Annotated in this window: 24 protein-coding genes; 16 read left to right on the plus strand and 8 right to left on the minus strand. The window is 69.3% G+C overall.

The features are described from left to right. Positions 1-39: 39 nt before the first annotated feature. Positions 40-1254, plus strand: coding sequence for an O-succinylhomoserine sulfhydrylase (locus TY25_RS25715; RefSeq protein ID WP_042260088.1), 1215 nt, complete (start codon positions 40-42; stop codon positions 1252-1254). A gap of 67 nt (positions 1255-1321) precedes the next feature. Here TY25_RS25715 and TY25_RS25720 read toward each other — a convergent pair whose 3' ends face one another. Continuing rightward, positions 1322-1759, minus strand: coding sequence for an RpiB/LacA/LacB family sugar-phosphate isomerase (locus TY25_RS25720; protein WP_042260089.1), 438 nt, complete (start codon positions 1757-1759; stop codon positions 1322-1324). A 67-nt stretch (positions 1760-1826) separates the two neighbouring features. Here TY25_RS25720 and TY25_RS25725 point away from each other — a divergent pair, with 67 nt between their 5' ends. Both TY25_RS25725 and TY25_RS25730 read left to right on the plus strand, forming a co-directional pair. Beyond that, positions 1827-2471, plus strand: coding sequence for a type 1 glutamine amidotransferase family protein (locus TY25_RS25725; protein ID WP_042260091.1), 645 nt, complete (start codon positions 1827-1829; stop codon positions 2469-2471). 52 nt (positions 2472-2523) lie between these two features. After that, entirely contained in the window at positions 2524-2973 is a 450-nt protein-coding gene (locus TY25_RS25730; RefSeq protein WP_042260092.1) for a MarR family winged helix-turn-helix transcriptional regulator, read from the plus strand. A gap of 70 nt (positions 2974-3043) precedes the next feature. On the opposite strand, the gene TY25_RS25735 is transcribed toward TY25_RS25730, so the two are convergent. Beyond that, on the minus strand, positions 3044-3799 hold the full coding sequence (locus tag TY25_RS25735; protein ID WP_042260239.1) for an HAD-IIA family hydrolase: 756 nt from the start codon (positions 3797-3799) through the stop codon (positions 3044-3046). 299 nt (positions 3800-4098) lie between these two features. Between TY25_RS25735 and fgd the strand changes: the two genes are divergently transcribed. Continuing rightward, positions 4099-5109 carry a glucose-6-phosphate dehydrogenase (coenzyme-F420) gene (fgd, locus tag TY25_RS25740; RefSeq protein ID WP_014988808.1) on the plus strand — a complete coding sequence of 337 codons (1011 nt, stop codon included), beginning with the start codon at positions 4099-4101 and terminating at the stop codon, positions 5107-5109. A gap of 383 nt (positions 5110-5492) precedes the next feature. Here the strand turns inward: fgd and TY25_RS25750 are convergent, their stop codons facing one another. Next, on the minus strand, positions 5493-6002 hold the full coding sequence (locus TY25_RS25750; protein ID WP_042260097.1) for a nitroreductase/quinone reductase family protein: 510 nt from the start codon (positions 6000-6002) through the stop codon (positions 5493-5495). Between the two features lie 202 nt (positions 6003-6204). Between TY25_RS25750 and pta the strand changes: the two genes are divergently transcribed. Next, positions 6205-8277, plus strand: coding sequence for a phosphate acetyltransferase (gene pta, locus TY25_RS25755; RefSeq protein WP_042260099.1), 2073 nt, complete (start codon positions 6205-6207; stop codon positions 8275-8277). Positions 8278-8379: 102 nt separating this feature from the next. Further along, positions 8380-9597: an acetate kinase gene (locus TY25_RS25760; RefSeq protein ID WP_042260100.1), complete on the plus strand. Its 1218-nt coding sequence runs from the start codon at positions 8380-8382 to the stop codon at positions 9595-9597. A gap of 296 nt (positions 9598-9893) precedes the next feature. On the opposite strand, the gene TY25_RS25765 is transcribed toward TY25_RS25760, so the two are convergent. The 3 genes from TY25_RS25765 to TY25_RS25775 are packed head-to-tail and all read right to left on the minus strand — an operon-like array spanning position 9894 to position 14662. Further along, positions 9894-12290 (minus strand): serine/threonine-protein kinase PknG, encoded by a 2397-nt coding sequence (locus TY25_RS25765; RefSeq protein WP_042260101.1) that lies wholly within the window; start codon positions 12288-12290, stop codon positions 9894-9896. A gap of 6 nt (positions 12291-12296) precedes the next feature. Beyond that, positions 12297-13277: a glutamate ABC transporter substrate-binding protein gene (locus tag TY25_RS25770; protein ID WP_042260103.1), complete on the minus strand. Its 981-nt coding sequence runs from the start codon at positions 13275-13277 to the stop codon at positions 12297-12299. Then, entirely contained in the window at positions 13274-14662 is a 1389-nt protein-coding gene (locus TY25_RS25775; protein ID WP_052383193.1) for a GlnX family signal transduction membrane protein, read from the minus strand. The genes TY25_RS25770 and TY25_RS25775 overlap by 4 nt, the downstream gene beginning before the upstream one ends. A 181-nt stretch (positions 14663-14843) precedes the next feature. On the opposite strand from TY25_RS25775, the gene TY25_RS25780 reads away from it, so the two are divergent. Further along, positions 14844-15509 (plus strand): NUDIX hydrolase, encoded by a 666-nt coding sequence (locus TY25_RS25780; protein WP_042260104.1) that lies wholly within the window; start codon positions 14844-14846, stop codon positions 15507-15509. 46 nt (positions 15510-15555) lie between these two features. Here TY25_RS25780 and thiE read toward each other — a convergent pair whose 3' ends face one another. After that, the gene (gene thiE / locus TY25_RS25785) at positions 15556-16254 is read right to left on the minus strand and encodes a thiamine phosphate synthase (RefSeq protein ID WP_042260106.1); all 699 of its coding nucleotides are present in this window, start codon (positions 16252-16254) and stop codon (positions 15556-15558) included. Positions 16255-16423: 169 nt separating this feature from the next. Here thiE and thiO point away from each other — a divergent pair, with 169 nt between their 5' ends. From thiO to TY25_RS25815, 6 genes are all read left to right on the plus strand, one after another. Then, positions 16424-17518 carry a glycine oxidase ThiO gene (gene thiO, locus TY25_RS25790; protein ID WP_042260242.1) on the plus strand — a complete coding sequence of 365 codons (1095 nt, stop codon included), beginning with the start codon at positions 16424-16426 and terminating at the stop codon, positions 17516-17518. Continuing rightward, positions 17515-17733, plus strand: a complete 219-nt coding sequence (gene thiS / locus TY25_RS25795; RefSeq protein ID WP_014988797.1) for a sulfur carrier protein ThiS — start codon at positions 17515-17517, stop codon at positions 17731-17733. The genes thiO and thiS overlap by 4 nt, the downstream gene beginning before the upstream one ends. Further along, on the plus strand, positions 17726-18490 hold the full coding sequence (locus TY25_RS25800) for a thiazole synthase (RefSeq protein ID WP_042260109.1): 765 nt from the start codon (positions 17726-17728) through the stop codon (positions 18488-18490). Before thiS ends, TY25_RS25800 begins: the two co-directional genes overlap by 8 nt. Before the next feature lie 159 nt (positions 18491-18649). After that, positions 18650-19594 (plus strand): ABC transporter ATP-binding protein, encoded by a 945-nt coding sequence (locus TY25_RS25805; RefSeq protein ID WP_014988795.1) that lies wholly within the window; start codon positions 18650-18652, stop codon positions 19592-19594. After that, entirely contained in the window at positions 19594-20355 is a 762-nt protein-coding gene (locus TY25_RS25810; RefSeq protein WP_014988794.1) for an ABC-2 transporter permease family protein, read from the plus strand. The genes TY25_RS25805 and TY25_RS25810 overlap by 1 nt, the downstream gene beginning before the upstream one ends. Before the next feature lie 538 nt (positions 20356-20893). Beyond that, on the plus strand, positions 20894-21658 hold the full coding sequence (locus tag TY25_RS25815; protein ID WP_052383194.1) for an adenylate/guanylate cyclase domain-containing protein: 765 nt from the start codon (positions 20894-20896) through the stop codon (positions 21656-21658). A gap of 1 nt (position 21659) precedes the next feature. On the opposite strand, the gene TY25_RS43430 is transcribed toward TY25_RS25815, so the two are convergent. Further along, positions 21660-21830: a CG2302 family histidine operon protein gene (locus TY25_RS43430; protein ID WP_014988792.1), complete on the minus strand. Its 171-nt coding sequence runs from the start codon at positions 21828-21830 to the stop codon at positions 21660-21662. 189 nt (positions 21831-22019) lie between these two features. Between TY25_RS43430 and TY25_RS25820 the strand changes: the two genes are divergently transcribed. The 3 genes from TY25_RS25820 to TY25_RS25830 are packed head-to-tail and all read left to right on the plus strand — an operon-like array spanning position 22020 to position 26523. Continuing rightward, positions 22020-23732 carry an acyclic terpene utilization AtuA family protein gene (locus TY25_RS25820; RefSeq protein WP_042260112.1) on the plus strand — a complete coding sequence of 571 codons (1713 nt, stop codon included), beginning with the start codon at positions 22020-22022 and terminating at the stop codon, positions 23730-23732. After that, a complete protein-coding gene (locus tag TY25_RS25825) occupies positions 23729-24928 on the plus strand; it encodes an acyl-CoA dehydrogenase family protein (RefSeq protein ID WP_042260114.1) in 1200 nt (399 codons plus the stop codon). Before TY25_RS25820 ends, TY25_RS25825 begins: the two co-directional genes overlap by 4 nt. Then, on the plus strand, positions 24925-26523 hold the full coding sequence (locus tag TY25_RS25830; RefSeq protein ID WP_042260116.1) for an acyl-CoA carboxylase subunit beta: 1599 nt from the start codon (positions 24925-24927) through the stop codon (positions 26521-26523). Before TY25_RS25825 ends, TY25_RS25830 begins: the two co-directional genes overlap by 4 nt. The last annotated feature ends 4 nt before the right edge of the window (positions 26524-26527 follow it).

Below are 26527 nucleotides of genomic sequence, written 5' to 3' on the forward strand. Positions count from 1 at the left end.
GCCGATGTTCGGTGGTGTGCGGAACTCGGGGAGGCAGTTGTGATCACCGGTGGTGCGTTCGACAAGCCGCTGCCCGAAGGCGTCGGTCCCGCGACCCTCGGTGTGCGAGGCGGGTTGCGCCGCTCGGGTTTCGAGGAAACTTCCGAGGCGCTGTACCTGACCTCCGGGTTCGTCTACGAGAGCGCCGAGGCGGCCGAGGCCGCGTTCACCGGCGACGTCGAGCATTTCGTCTACTCCCGCTACGGCAATCCGACGGTCGCCATGTTCGAGGAGCGGATGCGGCTGCTCGACGGCGCCGAGGCGTGCTTCGCGACCGCGAGCGGAATGTCGGCGGTATTCACGGCTTTGGGCGCCCTGCTCGGCGCCGGTGACCGACTCGTGGCCGCGCGCAGCCTGTTCGGTTCCTGCTTCGTGGTGTGCAACGAGATCCTGCCGCGCTGGGGCGTGGAAACCGTCTTCGTCGACGGCGAGGATATGGATCAGTGGGAAGCGGCGCTGTCGGTGCCGACCCAGGCGGTGTTCTTCGAGACGCCCGCCAACCCGATGCAGACCCTCGTGGACGTGCGCCGGGTCGCCGAACTCGCGCACGCCGCGGGCGCGAAAGTGGTGCTGGACAACGTCTTCGCCACGCCGCTGCTGCAACGCGGCTTCGAACTCGGCGCCGATGTGGTGGTCTATTCGGGTACCAAACACATCGACGGCCAGGGCCGGGTGCTCGGCGGCGCCATCCTCGGTGCCCGGGACTACATCGAGGGCCCGGTGAAAACCCTTATGCGCCATACCGGTCCGGCGCTGAGCCCGTTCAACGCGTGGACCCTGCTCAAGGGTTTGGAGACGATGCCGCTGCGGGTCCGGCATTCCACCGAGTCCGCGCTGCGCATCGCCCGGTTCCTGGAGTCCAACAAGGCCGTCAGTTGGGTGAAATACCCGTTCCTGGAATCACATCCGCAGCACGAGCTGGCCGCGAGCCAGATGAGCGGCGGCGGCACCGTGGTCACCTTCGAACTGGACGCACCCGCGCACGAGGCCAAGAAGCGCGCCTTCGAGGTGCTCAACCGGTTGCGCGTCATCGACATCTCCAACAACCTCGGCGACGCGAAATCCCTGATCACCCACCCCGCCACCACAACCCACCGCGCGATGGGCCCCGACGGCCGCGCCACCATCGGCCTCACCGACGGCGTCGTCCGCATCTCCGTCGGCCTGGAAGACCTCGACGACCTCCTCGCCGACCTCGACCACGCGCTGAGCTGAACCACAGAGGTTCCATCCGGTTCACAGGGCTTACGCGCCCTGTGAACCGGATGAACTGTCTGTGATGTCAGCCGATTTCGCCGAGGTGCGCCACGTTGGCCTGATCGACGGGGTCGGTGCTCGGGTTCGTGCCGAACCAGGCGTCGAGGATCTCGCGTAGTTCGGCGGTCGACGTCAGGCGCAGGCTCAGCGCGAGGACGTTCGCGTCGTTCCATTTGCGCGCGCCCGCGGCGGTCGTCGCGTCGCCGCACAGCGCGGCGCGGATGCCCGCGACCTTGTTCGCGGCGATCGACGCGCCCGTCCCGGTCCAGCAGCACACGATCGCCTGATCGGCGCGGCCGTGCGCGACGTCCGTGGCGGCGGCCGCGCTGGCCCAGGCCCAGTCGTCACGTTCGGTATCGGACAGCGCGCCGTGCAGGACTGTCTCGTGTCCGCGCGCGGCCAGTTCGGCCACCAGTTCCGGTGCCACTCCGACGTTCTCGTCTGCTGCCACAGAGATCCGCATACCTCCAGATTAAGTCGTCGCGGCCAATCTGTTGACAGCATGCTGTCAAAGATGACAGGATACTGTCATGACGAAGAGAACAGTCCACGTAGCCGTCTACAACACCTTCTCCGACTGGGAGATCGGCGCGGCCACCGCGCACATCAACCGGACGCACTGGCAGAAGGAGCCGGGCACGTGGCAGACCAAGACGGTCGGGCCGACCACCGCACCGATCACCACGCTCGGCGGCATGCACGTCACGCCGGAAATGGCGCTGGCCGACCTGCGACCCGAAGACAGTGCGATGCTGATCCTGGCGGGTGCGGACACGTGGGACACCGAAGAACTGAAGCCGTTCGCCCGCAAGGCGCGCGAGTTCCTCGCGGCGGGCGTGCCGGTCGCGGCGATCTGCGGCGCGACCCTGGGGTTGGCGCTCGAGGGCCTGCTCGACGAGCGCAAGCACACCAGCAACGTTCGAGAATTCCTGCTCTACAGCGGATACGCGGGGGCGGACCACTATGTCGACGAGGCCGCGGTGACCGACGGCGAGCTGATCACCGCGGGCGGCACGTCGCCGTTCGAATTCGCGCGCGAGGTACTCGGCAAGCTCGGCGTGTACGAGCCGCACGTGCTCGCGGGGTGGTATCAGCTGTACGGACAGTCCGACGGCGCGGGCTGGGAGGTGCTCGCGGCCTACGACGAGCAGCAGTCCGCGGCCGCGGCCGGATGAGGAAGAATCGCACGGCGATCCGGCCGCTCGGCCGGATCGCGAGGAGGCACGGGTGACCAAGGATGAACAGGAACTCTTCGCGACCGCCGCGATCACGTCATTTCGGCTGAACGGCCAGTTCCTCGCCATCGCCGAGGAACTGGCCCGCCCCGCAGGGCTCACCGCGGCCTGGTGGCAGGTGCTCGGCGCGGTGCTGCGGGCGCCGCTGCCGGTGGCCGGCATCGCCAGGGAGATGGGTATCACCAGGCAGAGCGTGCAGCGCATCGCGGATCTGCTGGTGGACAAGGGACTTGCCGAATACCGGCCGAACCCCGCGCACCGGCGGGCCAAACTCGTCGCCGTCACCGACGCGGGTCTCGCGGCGGTCCGCCGCATCGACCCGCAGCACGCCGTCGTCGCGCAGCGGCTGGTGGCCGAGCTCGGTCACGAGCAACTCGCAGCGACCGTCGCCGCGCTCACCGAGCTCTCCGCCGCACTGGACGCGATCACCGAGACCGGCTGATCGCGGCGGCGATCCGCCGGATTCGGGGCTCCGCCGGCCGGCCTCCGCGATCACTCGGTCATCGCATCGGTCAGGCGAACGGGTCCTTGGTCCGTCCGACGAGGTCGGCCACCGAATCGAGGACCGTCGTGGGCCGGTACGGGTACGCCTCGACCGAGGATCGGGTGGAGATGCCCGTGGTCACCAGGATCGTGCGCATGCCCGCCTCCAGACCGGAGATGACGTCGGTGTCCATCCGGTCGCCGATCATCACGGTGGACTGCGAGTGCGCACCGAGCCTGCGCAGCGCCGAGCGCATCATCAGCGGATTGGGTTTGCCGATGTAGTACGGGTCGCGGCCGGTGGCGCGGGTGATCAGCGCGGCCACCGAACCGGTCGCGGGCAGCGAACCGTCCCGCGACGGTCCGGTCGGGTCCGGGTTGGTCGCGATGAAGCTCGCGCCGCGCTCGACCAACCGGATGGCGGTGGTGATCGCCTCGAACGAGTAGTTGCGGGTCTCGCCGAGCACCACGTAGTCGGGCTCGATCTCGGTGAGCACATACCCGATCTCGTGCAGCGCGGTGGTGAGGCCGGATTCGCCGACCACGTACGCGGTGCCGTTCGGGCGCTGCTCGTTCAGGAACGTCGCGGTGGCCAGCGCCGAGGTCCAGATCGATTCCTCCGGGATGTCGAGCCCGGTCTGACGCAGCCTGGCCTGCAGGTCACGCGGTGTGCGAATGGAGTTGTTGGTCAGCACCAGGAACGGGGTCTCGTTGGCGCGCAGCTCGGCGAGGAACTCGTCGGCGCCGGGCACCAGCTGGTCCTCGTGCACCAGGACACCGTCCATGTCGGTGAGATAGGACAGGATCGGTTCATCAGTCACCAGACAATTGTCCGCTAACGGACGCGTAATCGGGGGCAAGTCCGGGTCGATGCGACCCTTCGCACAACCGGGGTCCGTGCTGACTATGGTCGAAGTCGGCCGTCGAGGCGCGTCGGACGCACTCGAACGATCGCCGCCGCACGGGAACGTCCGCGGGCGGGCGGCGGTTGTAGCGAGACATGACCGCAGCGCGCCTGCGGCCGACGACGGTGCGCGGGAATGCCCGCGCACAGGTGTGCAGCGAAGCGACAGGAGTGGCGCACATGGGTGAACTCAAGCTCGGATACAAGGCCTCGGCAGAACAGTTCGGACCACGGGAACTGGTGGAGATCGCGGTACTCGCCGAGGAGCACGGCCTCGACAGTGCCTCGGTGAGCGACCATTTCCAGCCGTGGCGGCACAAGGGCGGCCACGCGCCGTTCTCGCTGGCGTGGATGGCCGCGGTCGGCGAGCGCACGAAGCGGATCCAGCTCGGCACCTCGGTGCTCACCCCCACCTTCCGCTACAACCCGGCGGTGATCGCGCAGGCCTTCGCGACCATGGGCTGCCTGTACCCCGAGCGGGTCATGCTCGGTGTCGGCACCGGCGAGGCGCTCAACGAGATCGCCACCGGCTATAAGGGTGACTGGCCGGACTTCAAGGAACGTTTCGCGCGCCTGCGCGAAGCCGTCGAACTCATGCGCGCGCTGTGGACCGGCGACCGCGTCGACTTCCAGGGCGAGTACTACAACACCGTCGGCGCGTCCATCTACGACGTGCCGAAGGGCGGCATCCCGGTCTACGTCGCGGCGGGTGGTCCGCTGGTGGCCCGGTACGCGGGGCGTGCCGGGGACGGTTTCATCTGTACCTCCGGCAAGGGCATGGACCTCTACACCGACAAGCTCATGCCCGCCGTCGCGGAGGGCGCCGCCAAGGCCGGCCGCACCGTCGACGACATCGATCGGATGATCGAGATCAAGATCTCCTACGACACCGATCCCGAACTGGCGCTGGAGAACACCCGCTTCTGGGCGCCGCTCAGCCTCACCCCCGAGCAGAAGCACAGCATCACCGATCCGATCGAGATGGAGGCCGCCGCCGACGCCCTCCCGATCGAGCAGATCGCCAAGCGCTGGATCGTCGCCAGCGACCCCGACCAGGCCGTCGACCTGATCAAGCCCTACCTCGACGCGGGCCTCAACCACCTGGTCTTCCACGCCCCCGGCCACGACCAGCGCCGCTTCCTCGACCTGTTCCAGCGCGACCTGGCCCCGCGCCTGCGCGCCCTCGCCTAGCTCGCACAGACGCACCGTACGCCTCACAGAGGCTCGAGTCTTTGTGAGGCGTGTGGAGTGCCTGTGGGTCTAGTTATCCCCAACCCCGACCTATCCCCATCGGGCCGAGTGGGGATGGTCGGCTCGCCGCCGCGCATCGAGGATCGATGACATGAACGTCATCGCGCGACAAGACGCACTCGGAGCGGGCTACACCGATCGCGAGCTGAATACCGTTCGATGGCAACGGGTTCGGCGCGGCTACTGGCTGTCCCGACTGGCCCATGCGGCAGAAATCGCGCGCGGCGGTCGCCGAACTGGCGATTGGTACTCGGAAACCACAGACGGTTCATACGGTTCACAGGGCGTGTAGGCCCTGTGAGACGTGCGGAAGGCCTGTGGGTCTATGCCCGGCGGAGGGCGAAGATGCGGAGGTCGCGGGTGGTGCGGTCGCGGTAGGCGGCGTAGGCGGCGGCTACGTCGACGAAGCGGCGGAAGATGGCGTCCTTCTCGGCCGGGTCGACCACGGGGCTTGCGGTGACGGGGATGCGTTCGCCGGCGATGGCGACGGTCGCGGTGGGGGTGGCCAGCAGGTTGGCGGTCCAGGCGGGGTGGTGCTGCTGGCCGAAATTGCTGCCGATCACATAGAGCACGTCGCCGTCGTGCACGTAGAGCAGCGGCTGGGTGCGTGGCGCGCCGGACTTGCGGCCGATGGTGGTCAGCAGGATCACCGGTGCGCCGATCGGGCCGAGCACGGTGTACTTGGCGTCGGTGCGTTCGAGCACCGCGCGGTCCAGCGGAGTGAGCTTGCGGACGCACCAGGAACCCGCTTTGGTCGCGGCGAATTTGCTTGCTACCCGGGACAGTCCGCTGTCCCGCGAACCCCACTCCCGATGCGGGAACTGCTCAACCATGCCCGGACTATATCGGTCACCTGCCATCCGTCGCGCCCTGCGTGAGCGTCGCCAGGTGCGCGTTGGCTGCTACCGCTCGCTGTGCAATGCGTGAGCGGTGGCCGGGCGTAGAGGCTGTCTGCGGGTTGTCCGATTCGGTCCGGTTCGTGATGACGGTCTCGCGGCGCAGCCGAGATAGCGGCGGGTTCACTAAGCTCTGGGCATGGCCGATCACGCTCCATCCACCGTGTACATCGCCTCGCCGGAGGGGGACACCGGGAAGTCGACGGTGGCCCTCGGGGTGTTGCAGATGCTGTGCGCGACCACCGCGCGAGTCGGGGTGTTCCGGCCGATCACGCGGTCGACCACCGAACCGGACTACATCCTGGAGCTGCTGCTCGAGCACAGCACCGCCGATATCGACTACGCGCAGGCGATCGGTGTCACCTACGAGCAGGTGCACGCCGACCCGGACGCCGCAATCAGCGAGATCGTGATGCGCTTCCACGAGGTGGCGAAGGTCTGCGACGCGGTGGTGGTGGTCGGCAGCGACTACACCGACGTGGCCAGCCCGAGCGAGCTGCGCTTCAACGCGCGGATCGCGGTGAACCTCGGCGCGGGGATGCTGCTGGTGGTGCGCGGTTCGGGGCGCACGCCCGCCGAGGTGAAGCACCTGGCCGAACTGTGCGCCAGCGAGCTGGCCCTGGAGCACGCGCAGCTGGTCGCGATCGTGGCCAATCGCTGCGATCCGGAGCAACTCGGCGAAGTGCGTTCCGCGCTGGACGGTTTCGCGGTGCCCTCGTGGACGCTGCCCGAGGTGCCGCTGCTGATCTCGCCGACGATGGCCGAGCTGTGTAGCGCCATCGACGGCGAAATGTACAGCGGCGACCAGGAATTGCTGCAGCGGGAGGCGTTGAAGATCATGGTCGGCGGCATGACCGCCGAACACATCCTGGAGCGGCTCACCGACGGTGTGGTGGTGATCGCGCCCGGCGATCGCTCCGACGTGCTGCTCAGCGTGGTGAACGCGCATGAGGCGGAAGGCTTTCCGTCGCTGTCGGGCATCATCATGAACGGCGGCATGCTGCCCCATCCCGCGGTGGCCCGGCTGATGACCGGCCTGAAACCGAAGCTGCCGATCCTCACCACCGAACTCGGCACCTACGACACCGCCAGCGCCGCCTACCGCACCCGCGGCCGGATGTCGGCGGGCAGCCCGCGCAAGGTGGACACCGCGCTCGCGCTGATGGAGGAGCATGTCGACGCCGCGGAGTTGTTGCGGCGCATCGAGGTTCCGATCACCAACGTGGTGACCCCGCAGATGTTCGAATACCAGCTCATCGAGCGGGCCCGCGGCGATCGCAAGCGAATCGTGCTGCCCGAGGGCGACGACGACCGCATTCTGCGCGCGGCGGGCCGGGTGCTGCAGCGCAAGATCGCCGATCTGGTCATTCTCGGTGACGAGCAGTCGGTCCGGGCGCGCGCCGCGGAGCTGGGCGTGGACATCTCGGCCGCGCAGGTGCTCGATCCGCGCGCCTCCGGGCACCTGGACGAGTTCGCCAAGGAATACACCGAACTGCGCAAGCACAAGGGCATGACGGTCGAGCGGGCGCGCGAAACCATGTCCGATATCTCGTATTTCGGCACCATGATGGTCTACAAGGGGATCGCCGACGGCATGGTCTCCGGCGCCGCGCACACCACGGCGCACACCATCCGGCCCTCGTTCGAGATCATCAAGACCGTGCCCGGGGTGTCCACGGTGTCGAGCGTGTTCCTGATGTGCCTGGCCGACCGGGTGCTCGCCTACGGCGACTGCGCGGTGGTACCGGACCCGTCCTCGGAGCAGCTGGCCGATATCGCGATCTCCTCGGCGGGCACGGCGGCCCGGTTCGGCATCGACCCGCGCATCGCGATGCTGTCCTACTCGACCGGTGAGTCCGGCAGCGGCGCCGACGTGGACAAGGTGCGGGTGGCCACCAAGCTGGTCCGGGAGCGCGCGCCGCAGCTGCCGGTCGAGGGACCGATCCAGTACGACGCGGCGATCGAGCCGACGGTCGCCACCACCAAACTGCCGGACTCCGAGGTGGCCGGGCGCGCAACGGTGTTCGTGTTTCCCGACCTCAATACCGGTAACAACACCTATAAGGCGGTGCAGCGCAGCGCGGGTGCCATCGCGATCGGCCCGGTGCTGCAGGGCCTGCGCAAGCCGGTCAACGACCTGTCCCGGGGCGCGCTGGTCGCCGACATCGTCAACACGGTGGCGATCACCGCGATCCAGGCGCAGGGGGACTGAGAGGTGTCTCGTCGGCCACAGCCGGAGCGCGCTACGGAACAGGCGTCCGGCGCCGGTGGTTGCCGAGGGAGTGCGGAGCACCCGCGAAACACAGGAGGGCTGATGAGCACACCTGCCGACGACCTGGTGCTGGTGATCAATTCCGGCTCGTCGTCCATCAAATACCAACTCCTGGACCCGGAGTCGAGCGCGGTGACCGCGTCCGGCATGGTCGAGCGGATCGGCGAGGAGAACGGCGGGATCGAGCATCACGCCGACGGTGCGAGCACCGAGCACCGCGGGCCGATCGCCGACCACACCGCCGGATTGCGGCTGGTCTTCGAGATGTTCGCCGATACCGGACACGACCTCGCCGCGGCGGGTGTGCGCGCGGTCGGGCACCGGGTGGTGCACGGCGGCGAGGTGTTCTATCGGCCGACATTGATCGACGATAAGGTGGTCGCGGCGATCTCGAAGCTGTCTTCGCTTGCCCCGCTGCACAATCCGGCGAACGTGGCCGGTATCGAGAGCGCGCGCACGCTGCTGCCCGGCGTGCCGCAGGTCGCGGTGTTCGACACCGCGTTCTTCCACGGCCTGCCCGACGCCGCGAAGACCTACGCAATCGACGCGAAAGTGGCTGCCGCGCATGGCATCCGCAAGTACGGCTTCCACGGCACCTCACACGAGTACGTCTCCGGCCAGGTCGCCGAGCTGCTCGGCCGCGATCCGGCGGAGCTGAACCAGATCGTCTTCCATCTGGGCAACGGCGCGTCGGCCTCGGCGATCCGCGGGGGCCGGCCGGTCGACACCACGATGGGGCTGACCCCACTGGAGGGCCTGGTGATGGGGACCAGGTCCGGTGACCTCGATCCCGGCATCGTCGCGCACCTGGTGCGTTCCGCGGACATGGATATCGATCAGATCGACACCCTGCTCAACCGGGATTCCGGCATCAAGGGTCTGTCGGGGGTCAACGACTTCCGCGAATTGCAACGCCTCATCGATGGCGGGGACAGTGCCGCGCGCCTCGCCTACGACGTCTACATCCACCGGCTGCGCCGCTACCTCGGCGCCTATCTGGTCGACCTGGGCGGCGTCGACGCGATCACCTTCACCGCGGGCGTCGGCGAGAACAGCCCGCAGGTGCGCGCGGACGCGCTGGCGGGCTTGTCCCGCTTCGGCATCGAGGTCGACGCGGCCGCGAACACCGCGAAAGACCGTACTGCGCGGCGCATTTCACCGCCGGACGCGGAGGTGGCGGTACTGGTCGTGCCGACGAACGAAGAGTTGGCGATCGCCCGCGCGGCGCACGATGTCGCCGAGGCGGAAGCGCCTCGCTAGCCGAATTACCTTATCGGCGACCAATTTTCGGTCCGCGCGGAAGCCGGGATGCGGCGGCGAGCGCCCGGTCGGGAGGGAAGACCGACCGGGCCGGATCCGCCGCTCGGAGCAGCTGGCGCACCGGACGCGTCGTCCGCCGCGACACGGGCCGGAGGGCAGTCCGGTGCCGTGTGCCGGGTCCGCGAGGGCATCGGGTCCCGGGAGGGTTGCGGCGGATCGGCGCCCGGTAGGCCGGATGAACCTGATCCGCGACCGACTCTGCCGGACACAGTATGAGTTTTTCGTGAGAGTGCCGCTCACACCCAGGTTTTGGCGCGGATCGAGTTCGCCAGGTCGACCAGGGCGTAGCGGTGGTTGCGGCCCGGTGCGCTGCGGGCAAGGGCGCGCAGGCCCGCCTCGGTGCCCATCCGCAGGTCGCGTTCGGTGAACGGAGCGCCGAAAAGCGTGGCGTCCGCTCGTTTCGGGGTGTTGCCCGCCTGCAGCCAGGCCAGCGCCGCGCCGAGCACGAGGACGCGCATCTGGACCGCGCGCCCCTCGCCCGCGGGCAGGCTCGACACCCGCGCCGCCGAGATGTGCAGGGTGGCCTCGTCCAGCTCGGCCACCGGGGCCGCGGTGAGCAGCAAGAGCACCGCGGTCATTCGCGCGGTGGTGAAATGCCGTGAGGCGGCGGGCACTTCGTCGAGCGCGTGCACGGCGTCGGTCACCCGGTCGGCCGCGGCGAGCTGCCTGGCCAGGCCGAAGGCGGCGCTCACCACCGCGCGGTCGGTGCGCCACACGGTGTCGTAGAACTTCTCGGCGTAGCGCCGCCATTGCTCGGGGTCCGGCGCATCCCACTGCTGCAGGATCAATTCCGCGGTGGCGGCCAAGGCCAGCTTCGGCCCGATCTCGCCGGGCAGCACCCGCAGCACCTCGTCGAAGCTGGCGAAGGCGGGCTCGTAGGCCAGGTCGAGCAGTTGCGCCAGGCCGCGATACCAGTCGACCCGCCAATCGTTCTCGGGCAATCGGGCGAGCAGGTGCAGCACCGCCGCCGACTCGCCGAGGTCGAGCCGCACCCGGGCCTCGGCCAGCGCCAGCTCCAGATCCAAGGTCTCCGGGACGTTGCCGGGATCGGACTCGGCGCGCTCGCGGGCGGTACGCAACGCCTCGAGCGACTGTTCCGGCTCGGGATGCACCGTCGAGGCGAGCAGCGGCGCCGACGGATCGGCCGAATCGAGCAGCGGAGTGGGCAGCGCCGCAACGACTTCGCGCGCCTCGAGCTGTTTGCTGCGGCCCTGGCCGTCGGCGTAGGCGTCGGTCTGGCTGATCACTTCCTCGGTGCCGAAACTGCCGCGCTGCGGGCCGAACACCGTCGACAGCTGCGGGTGTTCGGTATCGGTGTCCAGCGCCAGAATCTCCCGCAGCACCCCGGACAGCTGCGCCGACATCGCGCGGGCGGACGGGAAGCGGCGCTCGGGATCGGGATCGGTGGCGCAGAGCAGCAAGCGGTGGAAGAACTCGTAGCGCTCGAGCAGGGGATGGTCGGCGGGGTCGGGGATGCCGTCGAGGTAGCGCCCCTGCTCCATCGGCATCTCCAGGGTCAGCACGGCCAGCGTGCGCCCGACGGTGTAGATGTCCGAGGCGACCGTGGGGCCGGTCTTGGCGATCTCGGGCGCCTGGAATCCCCTGGTGCCGTACAGGTTTCCGTAGGATTCGATGGTGGCCACGGCACCGAGGTCGATCAGCTTGACCTGGTCCTCGGTGACCATGATGTTGTCCGGTTTGAGGTCGTTGTAGGTCAGCCCGATGTTGTGCAGATAGTCCAGCGCGGGCAGGATTTCGAGCAGGTACGCGATCGCCTCGGCGACCGGCATCCGATGCGGTCGCGCATAGGAGTTGAGAATGTCGCGCAGCGAGCGCCCGCCGACGTACTCCATCACGATGTAGCCGATCGGCGCGCCGTCGTCGTCGGTGTGCTCGACGAAGTTGTGGATCTTCACGATGCTGGGATGGGCCACCTCGGCGAGGAATTGGCGTTCGGCGACGGCCACGGCCTGTGCTTCCGCGTCACCGGCGTGCAGCAGGCCCTTGAGCACCACCCAGCGATCGCTGACGTTGCGGTCGATCGCCAGGTAGATCCAGCCGAGCCCGCCGTGCGCGATGCACCCCTGCACCTCGTACTGGCCGGACACCATATCGCCCTCGTGCAGCGACGGCCGGAAATCATAAGGAGCGGAACAGGTTTCGCAGGTACCGGCGGTCACCGCGGGGCGCGTCGCGCTGGCCCGGCCGACGGGGCTGCCGCAGCGCCAGCAGAACCGCCTGCCCTCCGACACCACCGGGTCGGTGAGCACCGCGGCCCGCGGGTCGGCGGGGGCGACCGATTGGATGGGCACCAGCCCACCGCCGAGCCTGCGCACCGTCGGCCGCGACCGCGCGGTCCGGAAGCTGCGGCCGGAGGTGCGCATGGTCGCCGCCGAACCCGGCTCCGAATTGGGCCGTTCCACGCCGACCACGGTTTCCGCCGCCGCGGCGGACTTGGCCGCCGGACGGTTCTCGGCCCTGGCCAACTCGGTGTGCGGCGGCTCGGCGGCCGAGGTCGCCGCGGGTTTCGGCGTGCGGTTCGAGTACACCGTCACATCGGACGAAGCGGTCGAACCGCCCGGGGCGGCGGCGCTTTCGTCCGCGTCGAGGGAAGGATCGTCGGAGTCGTTCATCGGCGGTCAGTCCAGGTAGTTCGGTGCGGGCGGACCGGGCGACGGGCCGAGGACGGACAACCACTGGCGGTAGAAGCGATCCCAGGTCCCGTCGTTGCGAATGCGCTCCAGGGTGCCGTTCACGAACCGCACCAGGTCGTCGTCGCCCTTGGGGATGCCGATGCCGTACGGCTCCACGCTGATCTTGTCGCCGACCACCTGGGTGTAGGGGTCCTGCGCGGCCAAGCCGGCGAGGATGGAGTCATCGGTGGTCACCGCGTCGACCTGGCCCTGCTGCAGCACGACCAGGCAGTCGGCCCAATTGGGCACGGTGAGAATGGTGGCGGCGGGCTGCTGCACGCGGATGCGATCCAGCGACGTGGTGCCGCGCACCACGCACACCCGCTTGCCCGCCAGATCGCCGACGCCGTTGATCCCGGAGTTCTTGAACGCGAGCACCCGCTGATAGGAGTGCAGATAGACGGTGGAGAAGGTGACCCGCTGCCGCCGCTCGCAGGTGATCGTCATGGTCTTGGCCACGATGTCCACATCGTGGCTCTGCAAGGCGATCTCCCGGTCGGCGGAGCCGAGCATCCGGTACTCGACCAGGTCCGGGCTGCCGAGCAGATCGCGCGCGACCTCGCGGGCGATATCGGAGTCGAAGCCGACGATGGACCCGGTGATCGGGTCGCGGAAGCTGAAAAGGTTACTGCCCGCGTCCAATCCGACGAGCAGGCGACCGCGGGCCCGGATCGCGTCGATGCTGGGACCGCGCGCCCCGGCCGCGGCGCCGGTGGGGCGCAGGCTCAATGTCGGGTCGCCGCATTGCGGCGCCTTGTCCGAGGAGAACGGCGAATCCGTCAGCACCGGAATGGCTTTGGCCGGATAGGGCGGTTCGGTGTACTTGGTCGTGTTGGTCGGCAGCGGTGCGGCGGGTTGGCTCGTACAACCGCCGAGCAGCGCGACCGCGGCGAGTGTGGCGGCGAGCAGGCCGCGGCCGGGTCTCATCGGTACTCCCGTAATCGAGGCCAGAGGCCGATTCCGACACAGCCCGCGGCCACGATGCCGAGCAGCAACGCCCCGGGGCCCATGAAGTCGAGCACCCAGGCGGCGCGGAATATCTTGTCCCGTAACGTATTACGCGTCTTGTCGATGCCCTTTTCCAGTGCGCTGTCCAGCGCCTCGACCTGCGCCGCGGCGTCGGCCGCGCCTGGACCGGTCGCCACCGTCGCCGCACCGTTGAAGTCGCCGCGGGCCAGGGTGTCGTTCATCCGCTGGTGCGCCACCCGCCAACGGGACAGCGCCGGAACGGCATTGCGCACGTCCTCGGCGGCGGGCGCGGAACTCGGATACCCGCCGAGCAGATCGGCGAGGCGGGCGATGTTCGCGTCGAAGGTGCGGTCGTAGTCGCCGGTGGCATCGCGGCGGGCCAGTTTCAGCGTTTCCGCGGAGCGGGCCTGCTGGGCCAGGATCCGGCTCTCGGTCAGCCGGGAGGCGGGCACCGCGCCGTCGTCGCGGGCGCGAATCATCGAGGTGGCCGAGATCGCGCCCGCGACCACGGTCCACACCAGCAGCACGACCACCGCCGCCGAGGCCAGCAGCAGCCCGGGGTTGAGCACCCGGCGCCAGCGCTTCGCGAGATCGAACTGCGCCCACACCAACGCCGCCAGCGCGAGGATCAGCAGCACGATCGCGGTCCACGGCGGGCGGACATGATTGCGCTGGGCCTCGGTCACCGCCGCCGAACGCCGGTTCTGTAGTTCCTCGGCCATCGGCAGCACATCGGTCTGCATCTGGTTGGACGCTTCGCTCAGATACGCGCCGCCGACCGGATAACCGCTGCGGTTGTTGGTCCGCGCGGTCTCGATGACGCCCGTGTACACCGGCAACCGGGTGGCAATTCCGATCCGGAGGTTCGTGTCGGTCGTGTCGGCCACGCCCGCCCCGGCGCCCCGGCTGTGGCCGGTCTGCGCGACCAGTTCCGCGGCCGCCTCACCGATGGCCTGGGTATAGCGATCGCGCACGGTCTGCGGCTCCAGCCCGCCCGCGATGAACGCGGTGCTCGCCGCCGCGTCGGCGATCGACAGCGAGGTGTAGAGGCGGTGCGCGGAGTAGGAATCCGGTTCGGTGTCGTCGAGCAGGACATTGAGTGCCTGCTGCCGGTCGCCCACGGTCGCGCCGGTCACCCAGCCTGCGGCCACGCACAATCCGATGAGCAGCAGCCCGATCGCGATCAACCGGCCGGGCGAGGAGCGAGCGAACAGTCGCAGCCGGGCAGGGTCGAACTGTTCGCGCACGAACGCGACCCGCAGTGCCGCCGGACTGTCCGCAGCGGCCGGCTCGGCGATCGACGACGGTCGTAGTGCTGTCGTTGTCTGCCCGGTTCGAGCCATGTCCACCTCCTCAGTCTGGGCCGTATTCGCGGATTTCTCGACGGTCGCACCGGCCGGTCGATCGCTCCGCGTGTGCTGGTGCGGAGTTTATTGTGGTCGTAGTGGCGCCGTGGCGTGTGAAATACCCCTGGTTGGCAGTCAGCGGTAGGTCCGGGGACGGCAGGATGAAGATGGGTACGAGATGCGTGGTGACGGTGACGGGTGGTCGCGGGGGGCCGACGGATTGAAACATTGGGGCCGCTTCGGCGCCGCGGGGCTGCTGCTGCGCGCGCCGCTCACCGACGGCGGCTCGGCGGTGCTGATGCAGCATCGGGCGGCGTGGAGTCATCAGGGCGGCACCTGGGCCCTGCCCGGCGGCGCCCGGGACAGTCACGAGACCCCGGTGCACGCCGCGGTGCGCGAGGCCTGGGAGGAAGCGGGCATCGATCCCGCCGATGTCCGGGTGCGCAGCGAGCGGGTGACCGCCGCCGCGCAGAGCGGCTGGACCTACACGACGGTGATCGCCGACGCCGACCGCACGCTGCCGACCAGCCGCAACCGTGAGAGTTCCGAACTCGCCTGGATTCCGGAGGCCGAGGTCGCGGCGCGGCTGCTGCATCCGGGCTTCGCGGCGGCCTGGCCCGGCCTGCGCGCCGCGCCGGCCCGGGTCTGTCTCGACGAACTCGACGAGGACCGGGCCGTCGCCGCGGCGCTGCCGCGCACCGTCGACCTCGCGGCCCGCGGCTTCTTCTGGCTGCACACCGATCCCGACGGCCCCGGTGACTGCGCACGCATCACCGACACCCCGTCCGACGACGCGCCGGCGGGCACCGTGCTGTCGCTCAGCAGGGGCCAAGTGCTCTCCTGAGGGTGCCGAGCATCGGAACTGCCACCGCCGCACGCTGTTCGAGCGGTCAGGCGTTCGCGAGGAGTGCGGTCTTCAGAGCTCGGGCCGCCGATTGCGGGTCGTCGGCCGCGGTGATCGCGCGGACCACCACGATGCGCGTCGCGCCCGCGTCGAGCACCTCCGGCAGGTTGTGCGCGTCGATGCCGCCGATCGCGAACCAGGGCCGGGTCGGGTGGGCGTCGGAGGTGGACCGGACCAGGTCGATGCCCGCGGCCTGGCGGCCCGGCTTGGTCGGTGTCGCGTACACCGGACCGGTGCAGAAGTAGTCGATGTGCTCGTCGATCGCGGCGAGACCGGCCTGCGCGCGGTTGTGCGTGGAGCGGCCGATCACCACGTCCTGGCCCAGGATGCGGCGGGCGTACCAGGGCGGCAGATCGCCCTGCCCGAGGTGCAGGATGTCGGCGCCGGCGGCCAGCGCGATATCGGCGCGGTCGTTCACCGCGACCAGCGCGCCGTGCCTGCGGGCCGCGGCCTTCAGCTCGGCCAGCGCGCCGAGCTCGGCCCGCGCCTCCAGCGGACCGAACTTCGCCTCGCCGGGCGAACCCTTGTCGCGGAGCTGGATGATGTCGACCCCACCCGCGAGCGCGGCTTCGGCGAACTTGGCGAGGTCGCCCTTTTCCCGCCGGGCGTCGGTACAGAGATAGAGCCGAGCGGTGGCCAAGCGCTCCCTGGGCGATGCGGGTCGATTGGGGTGGGACGGTTGCACGCCTTCGACCGTAGCCGCGCTACCGTGGGGAAGCGAACGGCGGCACGAGCGCCGGGCCCGCCGGCCGCTCGCGCGATGGCCGCGCACGGCGGCCCGCCGGAGTTCGGGCGCGGGTGACCAGGAAGGCGCCCGGAACGTCGCCGACCAGATACAAAGGCAGGTGGAACGGATGCGGACGCTGGCCGTCGTCGGTGGCGGCGTCATCGGACTCGGTGTGGCCTGGCGGGCCGCCGAGGCGGGCTGGTCGGTCACCCTGTTCGATCCCGCCGTCGGATCGGGGGCCTCCTGGGTGGCGGGCGGGATGCTCGCTCCGTTGTCGGAAGGCTGGCCGGGCGAGGATCGGGTGCTCGATTTCGGCGCCGCCGCACTGGCCCGCTGGCCCGAGTTCGCCGCTCGGATCGAGGCAGCCGGCGGGGTGGCGGTCCTGGTGGCCGATGCGACCCTGACCGTCGCGCTCGATGCCGCCGACGTCGCGGACCTGCGCACTGTGGCCGACTGGGTCGGTGGCCGCGGGCACGACCTGCGGCTGCTGGATCGCGCGGGCGTCCGCGCGCTGGAGCCGTCCCTGGCACGCACGGTGCGCGCCGGACTGCACGCGCCCGCCGAGCCCGCGATCGACAATCGACGGCTCGTGGCCGGATTGCGCCAGGCGGCCGAGGCGGCCGGGGTGCGGATCCGCGCCGAATCGGTCGACTCGCTCGACGTCCTCGACCACGATCAGATCGTGCTCGCCGCCGGCGCCGCCTCGGCCCGGCTGTGGCCCGGGCTGCCGGTCCGCCCGGTCAAGGGCGAGATCCTGCGGCTGCGGCAGCGGCCCGGCGTGGCGCCCGCGCCGCAGCGGGTGATCCGGGCCAGGGTGCACGGCCGTGCGGTGTACCTGGTTCCGCGCGCCGACGGCATCGTGGTCGGCGCAACCCAATACGAGGCGGGTTTCGACACGACGGTGACCGTCGCCGGGGTCCGCGACCTGATCGCCGACGCCGAGGCGATATTCCCGAGCATCGGCGAATACGAGCTGGCCGAGGCGAGCGCCGGCGCGCGCCCCGGCACCCCGGACAACCTGCCGCTGCTCGGCAGGCTGACCGACCGGATCATCGCGGCCACCGGCCACGGTCGCAACGGCATGCTGACCATGCCGCTGACCGTGGACGCGGTGCTCGCCCAGCTCGCCGGAACCCCGTTGCCCGAGGCGGAACACGCCGACCCGCAACGCTTTTCGACGGCTCACCAGCCGTCCTTGTCATCCGCAGGAGGAGTTCGATGACTTCGACATCCGTCCCCATCGGCGTCACCGTGAACGGTACCGATCACGAGTTCGCCGACACCCTCACCGTGCGTGAGTTGCTGAGCCGCCTCGAGCTGCCCTGTCAGGGCATCGCGCTCGCGGTGGACGGCGCGGTGTTCCCCAAGTCCCGCTGGGACGAACCGGTCGGGCGGGGCTGGCAGATCGAGGTGCTCACGGCGGTCCAGGGTGGCTGAGGCATACGCCCCGCTGCGCATCGCGGACCGCGAGTTCGGTTCCCGGCTCATCATGGGCACGGGCGGGGCGGACAACCTCGCGGTGCTGGAGGAGGCGCTGGTCGCCTCGGGCACCGAGCTGACCACGGTCGCCATGCGCCGGGTGGACGCCGCGGGCGGCACCGGCGTGCTGGATCTGTTGAAGCGCTTGGACATTCAGCCGCTGCCCAATACGGCGGGCTGCCGCACCGCGGCCGAGGCGGTGCTCACCGCGCAACTGGCCCGGGAGGCGCTCGGCACCGACTGGGTGAAGCTCGAGGTGGTCGCCGACGAGCGCACGCTGCTGCCCGATCCGGTCGAATTGCTCACCGCCGCCGAACAATTGGTCGACGACGGCTTCACCGTGCTGCCCTACACCAGCGACGACCCGATCCTGGCGCGCCGGCTGGAGGAGGCGGGCTGCGTCGCGGTGATGCCGCTCGGCGCGCCGATCGGCACCGGCCTGGGCATCGGCAACCCGCACAACATCGAGATGATCGTCGCCGAGGCGAAGGTCCCGGTCATCCTGGACGCGGGCATCGGCACCGCGAGCGATGCCGCGCTCGCCATGGAACTGGGCTGCTCGGCGGTGCTGCTGGCCACCGCGGTGACCAGGGCGCGTCAACCGGAGTTGATGGCCGAGGCGATGGCGGCGGCGGTGCGGGCCGGGTACCTGGCCAGGCAGGCGGGCCGGATCCCGAAACGGTTCTGGGCGCAGGCTTCCTCACCCGCACTCTGACCAGGAACTATCCCTGAAGGATGACCCCCGGTACGTGATCTTCGGGGTTTGCCAGGGTGCGGGTATCAGCTCGTCAGGGTGTCGATCATCCTCGAGGATGATCGAAATCGACACCTTCTGGTGACGCGCGTCGCCTGATTTTCGGGAATGCTGGTCATCATGATCGAGCTGAGAGGGCTGACCAAGCACTACGGGCAGACCGTCGCGGTTCAGGATCTCTCCTTCACCGTTCGACCCGGACAGGTGACGGGGTTCCTGGGCCCGAACGGCGCCGGTAAGTCGACGACGATGCGAATGATCCTCGGGCTGGACAAGCCCACCGCGGGGACCGCGCACATCTTGGGCAAGCCGTACCGCGAACTGGACCATCCGCTGCGCACCGTCGGCGCATTGCTCGACGCCAAGTGGGTGCATCCGAACCGTTCGGCGCGCGCCCACCTCGAGTGGATGGCCGCCTCCAACGACATCCCGAAGTCGCGGGTGGAGGAGGTGCTGCGGCTGGTCGGCCTGTCCGAGGTGGCGGGCAAGACCGCGGGCGGCTTCTCGCTCGGTATGTCGCAGCGGCTCGGCCTGGCCGGCGCGCTGCTCGGCGACCCGCAGGTGCTGCTGTTCGACGAGCCGGTCAACGGCCTCGACCCGGAGGGCATCCTGTGGATCCGCCGGTTCATGCAGCGCCTGGCCGCCGAGGGCCGCACCGTGCTGGTGTCCAGCCACCTGCTCTCGGAGATGGCGCAGACCGCCGAGCACCTCGTGGTGATCGGGCGCGGACAGCTGATCTCCGACACCACCACCCAGGAATTCATCGAGCGCGCCTCCGAACAGTCGGTGCGCGTGCGCAGCCCGCAGCTCGACCAGTTGCGCAGCCTGCTCACCTCCAACGGCATGACCGTGCGTGAAGACGGCAGCGGCCAGGACGGTCCCGCGCTGGTCGTGGCCGGTGTGGCCAGCGACGCGGTCGGCAAACTGGCCGGCGCGAACGACATCACGCTGTTCGAGCTCGCGCCGCAGCGCGCCTCGCTGGAGGAAGCGTTCATGCGGATGACCGGCGGCGCGGTGCAGTACCACGGCGAAGGCCTCGATCAGGCGATGGGAGGTGCGCTCTGATGGGCGTGCTGGCAGCAGAACGAATCAAGCTCACCTCGACCAGGTCGCCCTGGTGGTGCTCGGCGGTCGTCGTCGCACTCGGTCTCGGCCTAGCCGCGCTGTTCTCGCTGGTGGTCAAGTCCTCCGGGGACGAGCCCGCGCAGGGCACGCCGAATCTGGACGTGAGCACCGCGACCTCGGGTGTCGTCGGGTTCGGCGTGATGGTGCTGATGATCATGGCCGCGTTGACCGTGACCAGCGAGTACCGCTTCGGCGTCATCCGGACCACGTTCCAGGCGGTGCCCAACCGCACCAAGGTGCTGTTGACCAAGACCGCTTTGGTCGGTGTCTTCAGCGCCGTGCTCACCACGATCCTGGCCTTCCTCGCCGTCGGCGTGGCCAAGGCGATCGCGGGCTCGGCCTCGAACGCCGATCTGGCCCTGGACGGACAGTGGCGGGCGGTCTACGGCATCCCGATCTACGCCTTCCTCATGATCGCCGTCGCGATCGGCGTCGGTGTGCTGGTCCGGCAGTCGGCGGCCGCGATCTCGCTGATCGTGCTGTGGTCGCTGCTGATCGAGCCGCTGCTGGGCGCATTCGGCAGCTTCGGGCGCAACGTGGGACCGTTCCTGCCGTTCCAGAACGCCAGCCACTTCCTGAGCGTCTCGGATTCCGGCGCCAACTGGCACTGGGGTCCGTGGGGCAGCCTGCTCTACTTCGCCGCCTTCACGGCGATCGTCTACGGCGCCGCACTGGTCCTGGTGAACCAGCGCGACGCCTGACCTGGAACTACCCGAGTCGCCTTCCCTCGCCACTCGGGTCGGGGCGCCGACCTTGTCGGGAGGTCCGCGCGCCCCTGCACCGCCCGCCACTGCCCGGTGGACGGTGTGCTCATCGGCCCGGTGCGAATCCCCTTCGTGCCGGGTCGATGAGGTTTCGGCCGAGGGCATTATGGCCGGTCGGCGGGCACTGTGAACATCGCGGAAACTGTGAATCACGTCGCTTCAGCGGGGCCGGATCCGCGGGTACAGTTCGAACCAGCAACCAGCTCGTTATCCGTCGGCGGCCCCAATGTCGTGCCCGCTGCGTCCGTCGGGAGGTAGCAAGGTGGCCATGATCAGCGATCCACCAGCCGCGGGACGGCTGAGATACCCTCTGCACGTGAGCGAAACACCTTCCGGCGGTGCTGCGCCCGGGTCGGATTCGGAGGGCGAGGATGCCCTTCCGCCCGAGGTCGTCATCCCGCTGGTACCCGCGGACGCGGACGGCCCGATCCGCCGCTCCCGCGCGGGGCTGCGCAAAGGTCAGCTGTCCACGCTGATGAACGCGGCGAACAACCGGAAAGATCTCATCGGAGTGCTCCGCAAAGCGCGCGAGCAGCTGCCCGGTGATCCTTCTTTCGGTGACCCGCTGTCGGTTTCGGGCCCCGGTGGCGCGCGGGCCGTCGCGCGTGCCGCGGACAAGCTGGTCGGCGACACCCCCAGCGCGGCCAGGGAGATCGGCTTCGGCGCGTTGCAGGTCTGGCAGGCGATGCTGGAGCGTGTCGGCCGCGGCAAAGGTAACCAAGAGATAACCGTCATGTTCACCGACCTGGTCGCGTTCTCCAGTTGGTCGCTGTCCGCGGGCGACGAGGCGACCCTGGAGTTGCTCCGCCGTGTGGCCAAGGCCATCGAGCCGCCGATCGCCGAGCGCGGCGGTCAGGTGGTCAAGCGGATGGGGGACGGCGTCATGGCGGTGTTCCCGTCCGCCGAGCGCGCGGTGCGCGCCGCGATCAACGCCAAACGCAACCTGGCCGACGTGAAGGTGCGGGACTACCGCCCGCAGATGCGGATCGGCCTGCACACCGGCTCGCCGCGGGAGATCGGCGGCGACTGGCTCGGCGTGGACGTCACCATCGCGGCCCGGGTGATGGAGGCGGGCGGCAACGGCAACACCATGCTGTCCGAGGCGACGTTGCAGTCGCTGCAGCCGGAGACGCTCGCGGAACTGGGCTATGTCGTGAAGCCGTACCGCCGCAGCTTCTTCGCCGCGCCGCTCAGCGGGGTCCCCGAGGACCTGCGCATCTTCCGGCTGTCCGAGAACTGAGTCAGGACCCGATCCACCAGGTGATGCCGCCCGCCGCGGCGAGTACCGCGCAGACCCCGAGTGCGATCGACAGCGGTCGCGCGGTCTTCCACGTCGTATACGCCCCGCCGAGCAGGAATCCGGCCAGGGCGATCAAGAGAATCACGGTGACATCAGTAGACACGGGGCCCATTGTGCTCTGTCCTGATGACTCGCTTCGCACGCGCTTCCTGCGGTGATCTGACCCACAGCCGAGTAACAAGCACGCGCGCTTGCTTTTTTCTGTGCGCGGTGTGATGCTGAACCCGGAACGCGGACTTCACGGGTGCGGCACGCGGCTGCGCCCTGCCGGTCCGGCACCGCAGAGGAGGCATACCCGCTGATGAGTACGCTGGCCGCGAATCCGGAGGTCCTCCGGATCGGCAACTGTTCCGGCTTCTACGGTGATCGGTTCAGCGCGATGCGCGAGATGCTCGAAGGTGGGCAGCTCGACGTGCTCACCGGGGACTACCTCGCCGAGTTGACCATGCTGATCCTCGGCCGGGACCGGATGAAGGACCCGAGCCTCGGTTACGCCAAGACCTTCGTCAAGCAGCTCGAGGACTGCCTCGGGCTGGCGTTGGAACGCAACGTGCAGATCGTCGCGAACGCAGGCGGTCTGAATCCCGCAGGGCTCGCGGAGCGACTGCGCAAGGTGGCCGCGGACCTCGGCCTCGACGCCAAGATCGCCTACGTCGAAGGCGACGATCTGGTCGGGCGCGCAAGCGAACTCGGCCTCGGCGCCCCGCTCACCGCCAATGCCTACCTCGGTGCCTGGGGCATCGTCGAATGCCTGCACGCCGGCGCCGATATCGTGGTGACCGGGCGGGTCACCGACGCGTCGGTGGTCGTCGGCCCGGCGGCCGCCCACTTCGGCTGGGGCCGAACCGATTACGACCAACTGGCGGGTGCGGTGGTGGCCGGGCACGTGATCGAGTGCAGCACCCAGGCCACCGGCGGCAACTTCGCCTTCTTCACCGAACTCGCCGATCTCGGCCGGCCCGGCTTCCCGATCGCCGAAATCCGCAGGGACGGCAGCAGTGTCATCACCAAGCACGAGGGCACCGGCGGCGCGGTCACGGTCGACACGGTCGCGGCGCAGCTCATGTACGAGATCCAGGGCGCGCGCTACGCCGGGCCGGATGTCACGTCCCGGCTGGACACCGTGCGACTCGCCGCAGACGGCCCGGACCGGGTGCTGATCAGCGGTGTCGCCGGCGAGGCCCCGCCCGACACCCTGAAGGTCTCGCTGAACACCCTCGGCGGCTTCCGCAACGAGATGGCCTTCATCCTCACCGGACTCGATATCGAGGCGAAAGCCGAACTGGCGCAGCGGCAGTTGGAGTCCTGGCTGCCGAGCAAGCCCGCGGAGCTGGACTGGACACTGGCCCGCCTGGACCGGCCCGACGCCGACACCGAGGAGCAGGCCAGCGCGCTGCTGCGCTGTGTGGTGCGCGACGCCGACCCGAACAAGGTGGGCCGTGCCTTCTCCAGCGTCGCCGTCGAATTGGCGCTCGCCAGCTACCCGGGGTGCAGCTTCACCACGCTGCCCGGCAACGGCTCGCCCTACGGGGTGTACACGCCGGGCTACGTCGCGGCCACCGAGGTGCCGCACGTCGCGGTGCTGCCGGATGGTTCACGCACCGATATCGCGCCCCCCGCGGACACGCTGGCGTTGGCCGAGGTAAGCGCGCCCGCGCTGCCGGAACCGTTGGTGGGCAAGGAAACCCGGCGCGCACCGCTCGGCAGCATCGCGCTGGCGCGCAGCGGCGACAAGGGTGGCAACGCCAATGTCGGTGTCTGGGTGCGCACCGAGGACCAATGGCGTTGGCTGGTACACACACTCACCGTCGACCGGGTGAAAGAGCTGTTGCCCGAGGCCGCCACGCTGTCCGTGACCCGGCACATGCTGCCCAATCTGCGCGCGGTCAATTTCATCATCGAGGGACTGCTCGGACAGGGCGTCGCCTATCAGGCCCGATTCGACCCACAGGCCAAAGGACTCGGCGAATGGCTGCGGTCCCGTCATCTCGACATTCCATTGGAGTTTCTATGAATTCAGTATCGCGAAGCGATTCCGTCGGGGGCGGCGGTCGGGCGACGGGTGGGCGTTGGAATACTCCTGAGCGGCGCGAATTGCGTGCCACGGTGCGCAGTTTCGCGGAGCGCGAGATCCTGCCCTATATGGACGAGTGGGAGCGCGACGGCGAGATCCCGCGCGAGTTGCACAAGAAGGCGGGTGCGCTGGGCCTGCTGGGCATCCAATTCCCGGAATCCGCGGGCGGTTCCGGCGGTGACGGTATCGACGCGATGATCGTCTGCGAGGAACTGCACCAGGCGGGGGCCTCCGGCGGCTTGTTCGCCTCGTTGTTCACCTGCGGTATCGCGGTGCCGCACATGATCGCCGCGGGCAACCCCGAGCAGATCGAGCGCTGGGTGCGCCCGACGCTGGCGGGGGAGAAGATCGGCTCGCTCGCCATCACCGAGCCCGGCGGCGGTTCCGATGTCGGCCACCTCACCACCACCGCGCGCCGTGACGGCGACCACTACATCGTCAACGGCGCCAAGACCTATATCACCTCGGCCTGCCGGGCCGACTACGTGGTCACCGCCGTCCGCACGGGCGGCCCCGGTTCGCAAGGGATTTCGCTGCTGGTGGTGGAGAAGGGCACGCCGGGCTTCACCGTGAGCCGCAAGCTGGACAAGATGGGCTGGCGCGCCTCCGACACCGCCGAACTGTCCTACGTGGACGTCCGGGTGCCTGCGGCGAACCTGGTCGGCGCGGAGAACTCCGGCTTCTTCCAGATCGCGGGCGCGTTCGTCAGCGAGCGGGTCGGCCTTGCGGTGCAGGCGTATTCGAGCGCGCAACGCTGCCTCGATCTCACCCTGGACTGGGTGCGCAGCCGGGAAACCTTCGGCCGCCCGCTGATCAGCAGGCAGGCCGTGCAGAACACGGTCACCGAGATGGCGCGGCGCATCGACGTCGCCCGCGTCTACACCCGGGATGTGGCCCAGCGCAGCGCGAACGGCGAGACCGACCTGATCGCCGAGGTCTGCTTCGCCAAGAACACCGCCGTCGAGGCGGGCGAATGGGTGGCCAACCAGGCGGTCCAGCTGTTCGGCGGCCTCGGCTACATGCGCGAATCCGAGATCGAACGCCAATACCGCGACATGCGCATCCTCGGCATCGGCGGTGGCACCACCGAAATCCTGACCGGCCTTGCCGCCAAACGATTGGGGTACCAGTCTTGACCACCCTGCGCAGCACATTGGACACCGCGTCGCCGGATTACGCGGCCGCGGCGGACGCCATGACCGCCAAGCTCACCGAGGTGGAGGGGGAGTTCGCCAAGGCGATCGCGGGCGGCGGGCCGGAGAAGCTGGCCCGGCATCGCAAGCGCGGCAAGCTGACCGCGCGCGAGCGGATCGAGCTGCTCGTCGACGAGGATTCGCCGTTCCTGGAGCTGTGCCCGCTGGCGGGGTGGGGCAGCGAATTCCACGTCGGCGCGAGCACCATCGCGGGCATCGGGATCGTGGAGGGCGTCGAATGCATGATCGTCGCGCCCGACCCGACCGTGCGCGGCGGCACGTCGAACCCGTGGACGCTGCGAAAGACGTTGCGGATCAACGACATCGTGCGGGAGAACCGGTTGCCGGTGATCTCGCTGGTGGAGTCCGGCGGCGCGGACCTGCCGACGCAGAAGGAAGTCTTCGTGCCCGGCGGTCGCATGTTCCGCGACCTCACCCGCGCCTCCGCGGCCGGAATCCCCACCATCGCACTGGTTTTCGGTAACTCGACCGCGGGTGGCGCCTACATTCCCGGCATGTCCGATCACGTAGTGATGATCAAGGAGCGCTCCAAGGTGTTCCTCGGCGGACCGCCACTGGTCAAGATGGCGACGGGAGAGGAGTCCGACGACGAATCGCTCGGCGGCGCCGATATGCACGCCCGCGTCTCGGGCCTGGCCGACTACTACGCGATCGACGAGCAGGACGCGATCCGGCTCGGCCGCGCCATCGTCCGCAGGCTGAACTGGCGCAAGCAGGGCCCGGCGCCGCGCCCGAGCGTGCTCGAGCCGCTGTACGACCCCGAGGATCTGCTCGGCATCGTGCCCTCGGATCTGAAGATCCCGTTCGACCCGCGCGAGGTGATCGCGCGCATCGTGGACGGCTCCGATTTCGACGAGTTCAAGCCGCTGTACGGCAGCAGCCTGGTCACCGGTTGGGCGGAGCTGCACGGCTATCCGATCGGCATCCTGGCCAACGCGCGGGGCGTGCTGTTCTCCGAGGAATCGCAGAAGGCCACCCAGTTCATCCAGCTGGCGAACAAGACCGACACGCCACTGCTGTTCCTGCACAACACCACCGGCTACATGGTCGGCAAAGAGTACGAGCAGAAGGGCATCATCAAGCACGGTGCGATGATGATCAACGCGGTGTCCAATTCGACGGTGCCGCATATCTCGGTGCTCATGGGCGCCTCCTACGGCGCCGGGCACTACGGCATGTGCGGCCGGGCTTACGACCCACGTTTCGTCTTCGCCTGGCCCAGTGCGAAATCCGCCGTGATGGGTGGCGCGCAGCTGGCCGGTGTCATCTCGATCGTGAGCCGGGCGTCGGCCGAGGCCAAGGGTCAGCCGTTCAACGAGGAGGCCGACGCCGGGATGCGCGCCATGGTCGAGGCGCAGATCGAGGCCGAGTCGCTGGCCATGTTCATGTCCGGTCGCCTCTACGACGACGGTGTCATCGATCCGCGCGATACCCGCACCGTGCTGGGAATGTCCTTGTCGGCCATTCACAATGCCCCGATCAAGGGCGCCGACGGCTTCGGCGTCTTCCGAATGTGAGGGA

Source organism: Nocardia brasiliensis NBRC 14402 (genome assembly GCF_000308475.2).
Lineage (GTDB): Bacteria > Actinomycetota > Actinomycetes > Mycobacteriales > Mycobacteriaceae > Nocardia > Nocardia brasiliensis.

Bases quoted from the DNA above. Each gene is read 5' to 3' on its own strand.
- TY25_RS25720 (WP_042260089.1), bottom strand. From the start codon at position 1,759: ATGCGGATCTCTGTGGCAGCAGACGAGAACGTCGGAGTGGCACCGGAA.
- TY25_RS25725 (WP_042260091.1), top strand. From the start codon at position 1,827: ATGACGAAGAGAACAGTCCACGTAGCCGTCTACAACACCTTCTCCGAC.
- TY25_RS25735 (WP_042260239.1), bottom strand. From the start codon at position 3,799: ATGGACGGTGTCCTGGTGCACGAGGACCAGCTGGTGCCCGGCGCCGAC.
- fgd (WP_014988808.1), top strand. From the start codon at position 4,099: ATGGGTGAACTCAAGCTCGGATACAAGGCCTCGGCAGAACAGTTCGGA.
- TY25_RS25750 (WP_042260097.1), bottom strand. From the start codon at position 6,002: ATGGTTGAGCAGTTCCCGCATCGGGAGTGGGGTTCGCGGGACAGCGGA.
- pta (WP_042260099.1), top strand. From the start codon at position 6,205: ATGGCCGATCACGCTCCATCCACCGTGTACATCGCCTCGCCGGAGGGG.
- TY25_RS25760 (WP_042260100.1), top strand. From the start codon at position 8,380: ATGAGCACACCTGCCGACGACCTGGTGCTGGTGATCAATTCCGGCTCG.
- TY25_RS25765 (WP_042260101.1), bottom strand. From the start codon at position 12,290: ATGAACGACTCCGACGATCCTTCCCTCGACGCGGACGAAAGCGCCGCC.
- TY25_RS25770 (WP_042260103.1), bottom strand. From the start codon at position 13,277: ATGAGACCCGGCCGCGGCCTGCTCGCCGCCACACTCGCCGCGGTCGCG.
- TY25_RS25775 (WP_052383193.1), bottom strand. From the start codon at position 14,662: ATGGCTCGAACCGGGCAGACAACGACAGCACTACGACCGTCGTCGATC.
- TY25_RS25780 (WP_042260104.1), top strand. From the start codon at position 14,844: ATGCGTGGTGACGGTGACGGGTGGTCGCGGGGGGCCGACGGATTGAAA.
- thiO (WP_042260242.1), top strand. From the start codon at position 16,424: ATGCGGACGCTGGCCGTCGTCGGTGGCGGCGTCATCGGACTCGGTGTG.
- thiS (WP_014988797.1), top strand. From the start codon at position 17,515: ATGACTTCGACATCCGTCCCCATCGGCGTCACCGTGAACGGTACCGAT.
- TY25_RS25805 (WP_014988795.1), top strand. From the start codon at position 18,650: ATGATCGAGCTGAGAGGGCTGACCAAGCACTACGGGCAGACCGTCGCG.
- TY25_RS25810 (WP_014988794.1), top strand. From the start codon at position 19,594: ATGGGCGTGCTGGCAGCAGAACGAATCAAGCTCACCTCGACCAGGTCG.
- TY25_RS25815 (WP_052383194.1), top strand. From the start codon at position 20,894: ATGAACGCGGCGAACAACCGGAAAGATCTCATCGGAGTGCTCCGCAAA.
- TY25_RS43430 (WP_014988792.1), bottom strand. From the start codon at position 21,830: ATGGGCCCCGTGTCTACTGATGTCACCGTGATTCTCTTGATCGCCCTG.
- TY25_RS25820 (WP_042260112.1), top strand. From the start codon at position 22,020: ATGAGTACGCTGGCCGCGAATCCGGAGGTCCTCCGGATCGGCAACTGT.
- TY25_RS25825 (WP_042260114.1), top strand. From the start codon at position 23,729: ATGAATTCAGTATCGCGAAGCGATTCCGTCGGGGGCGGCGGTCGGGCG.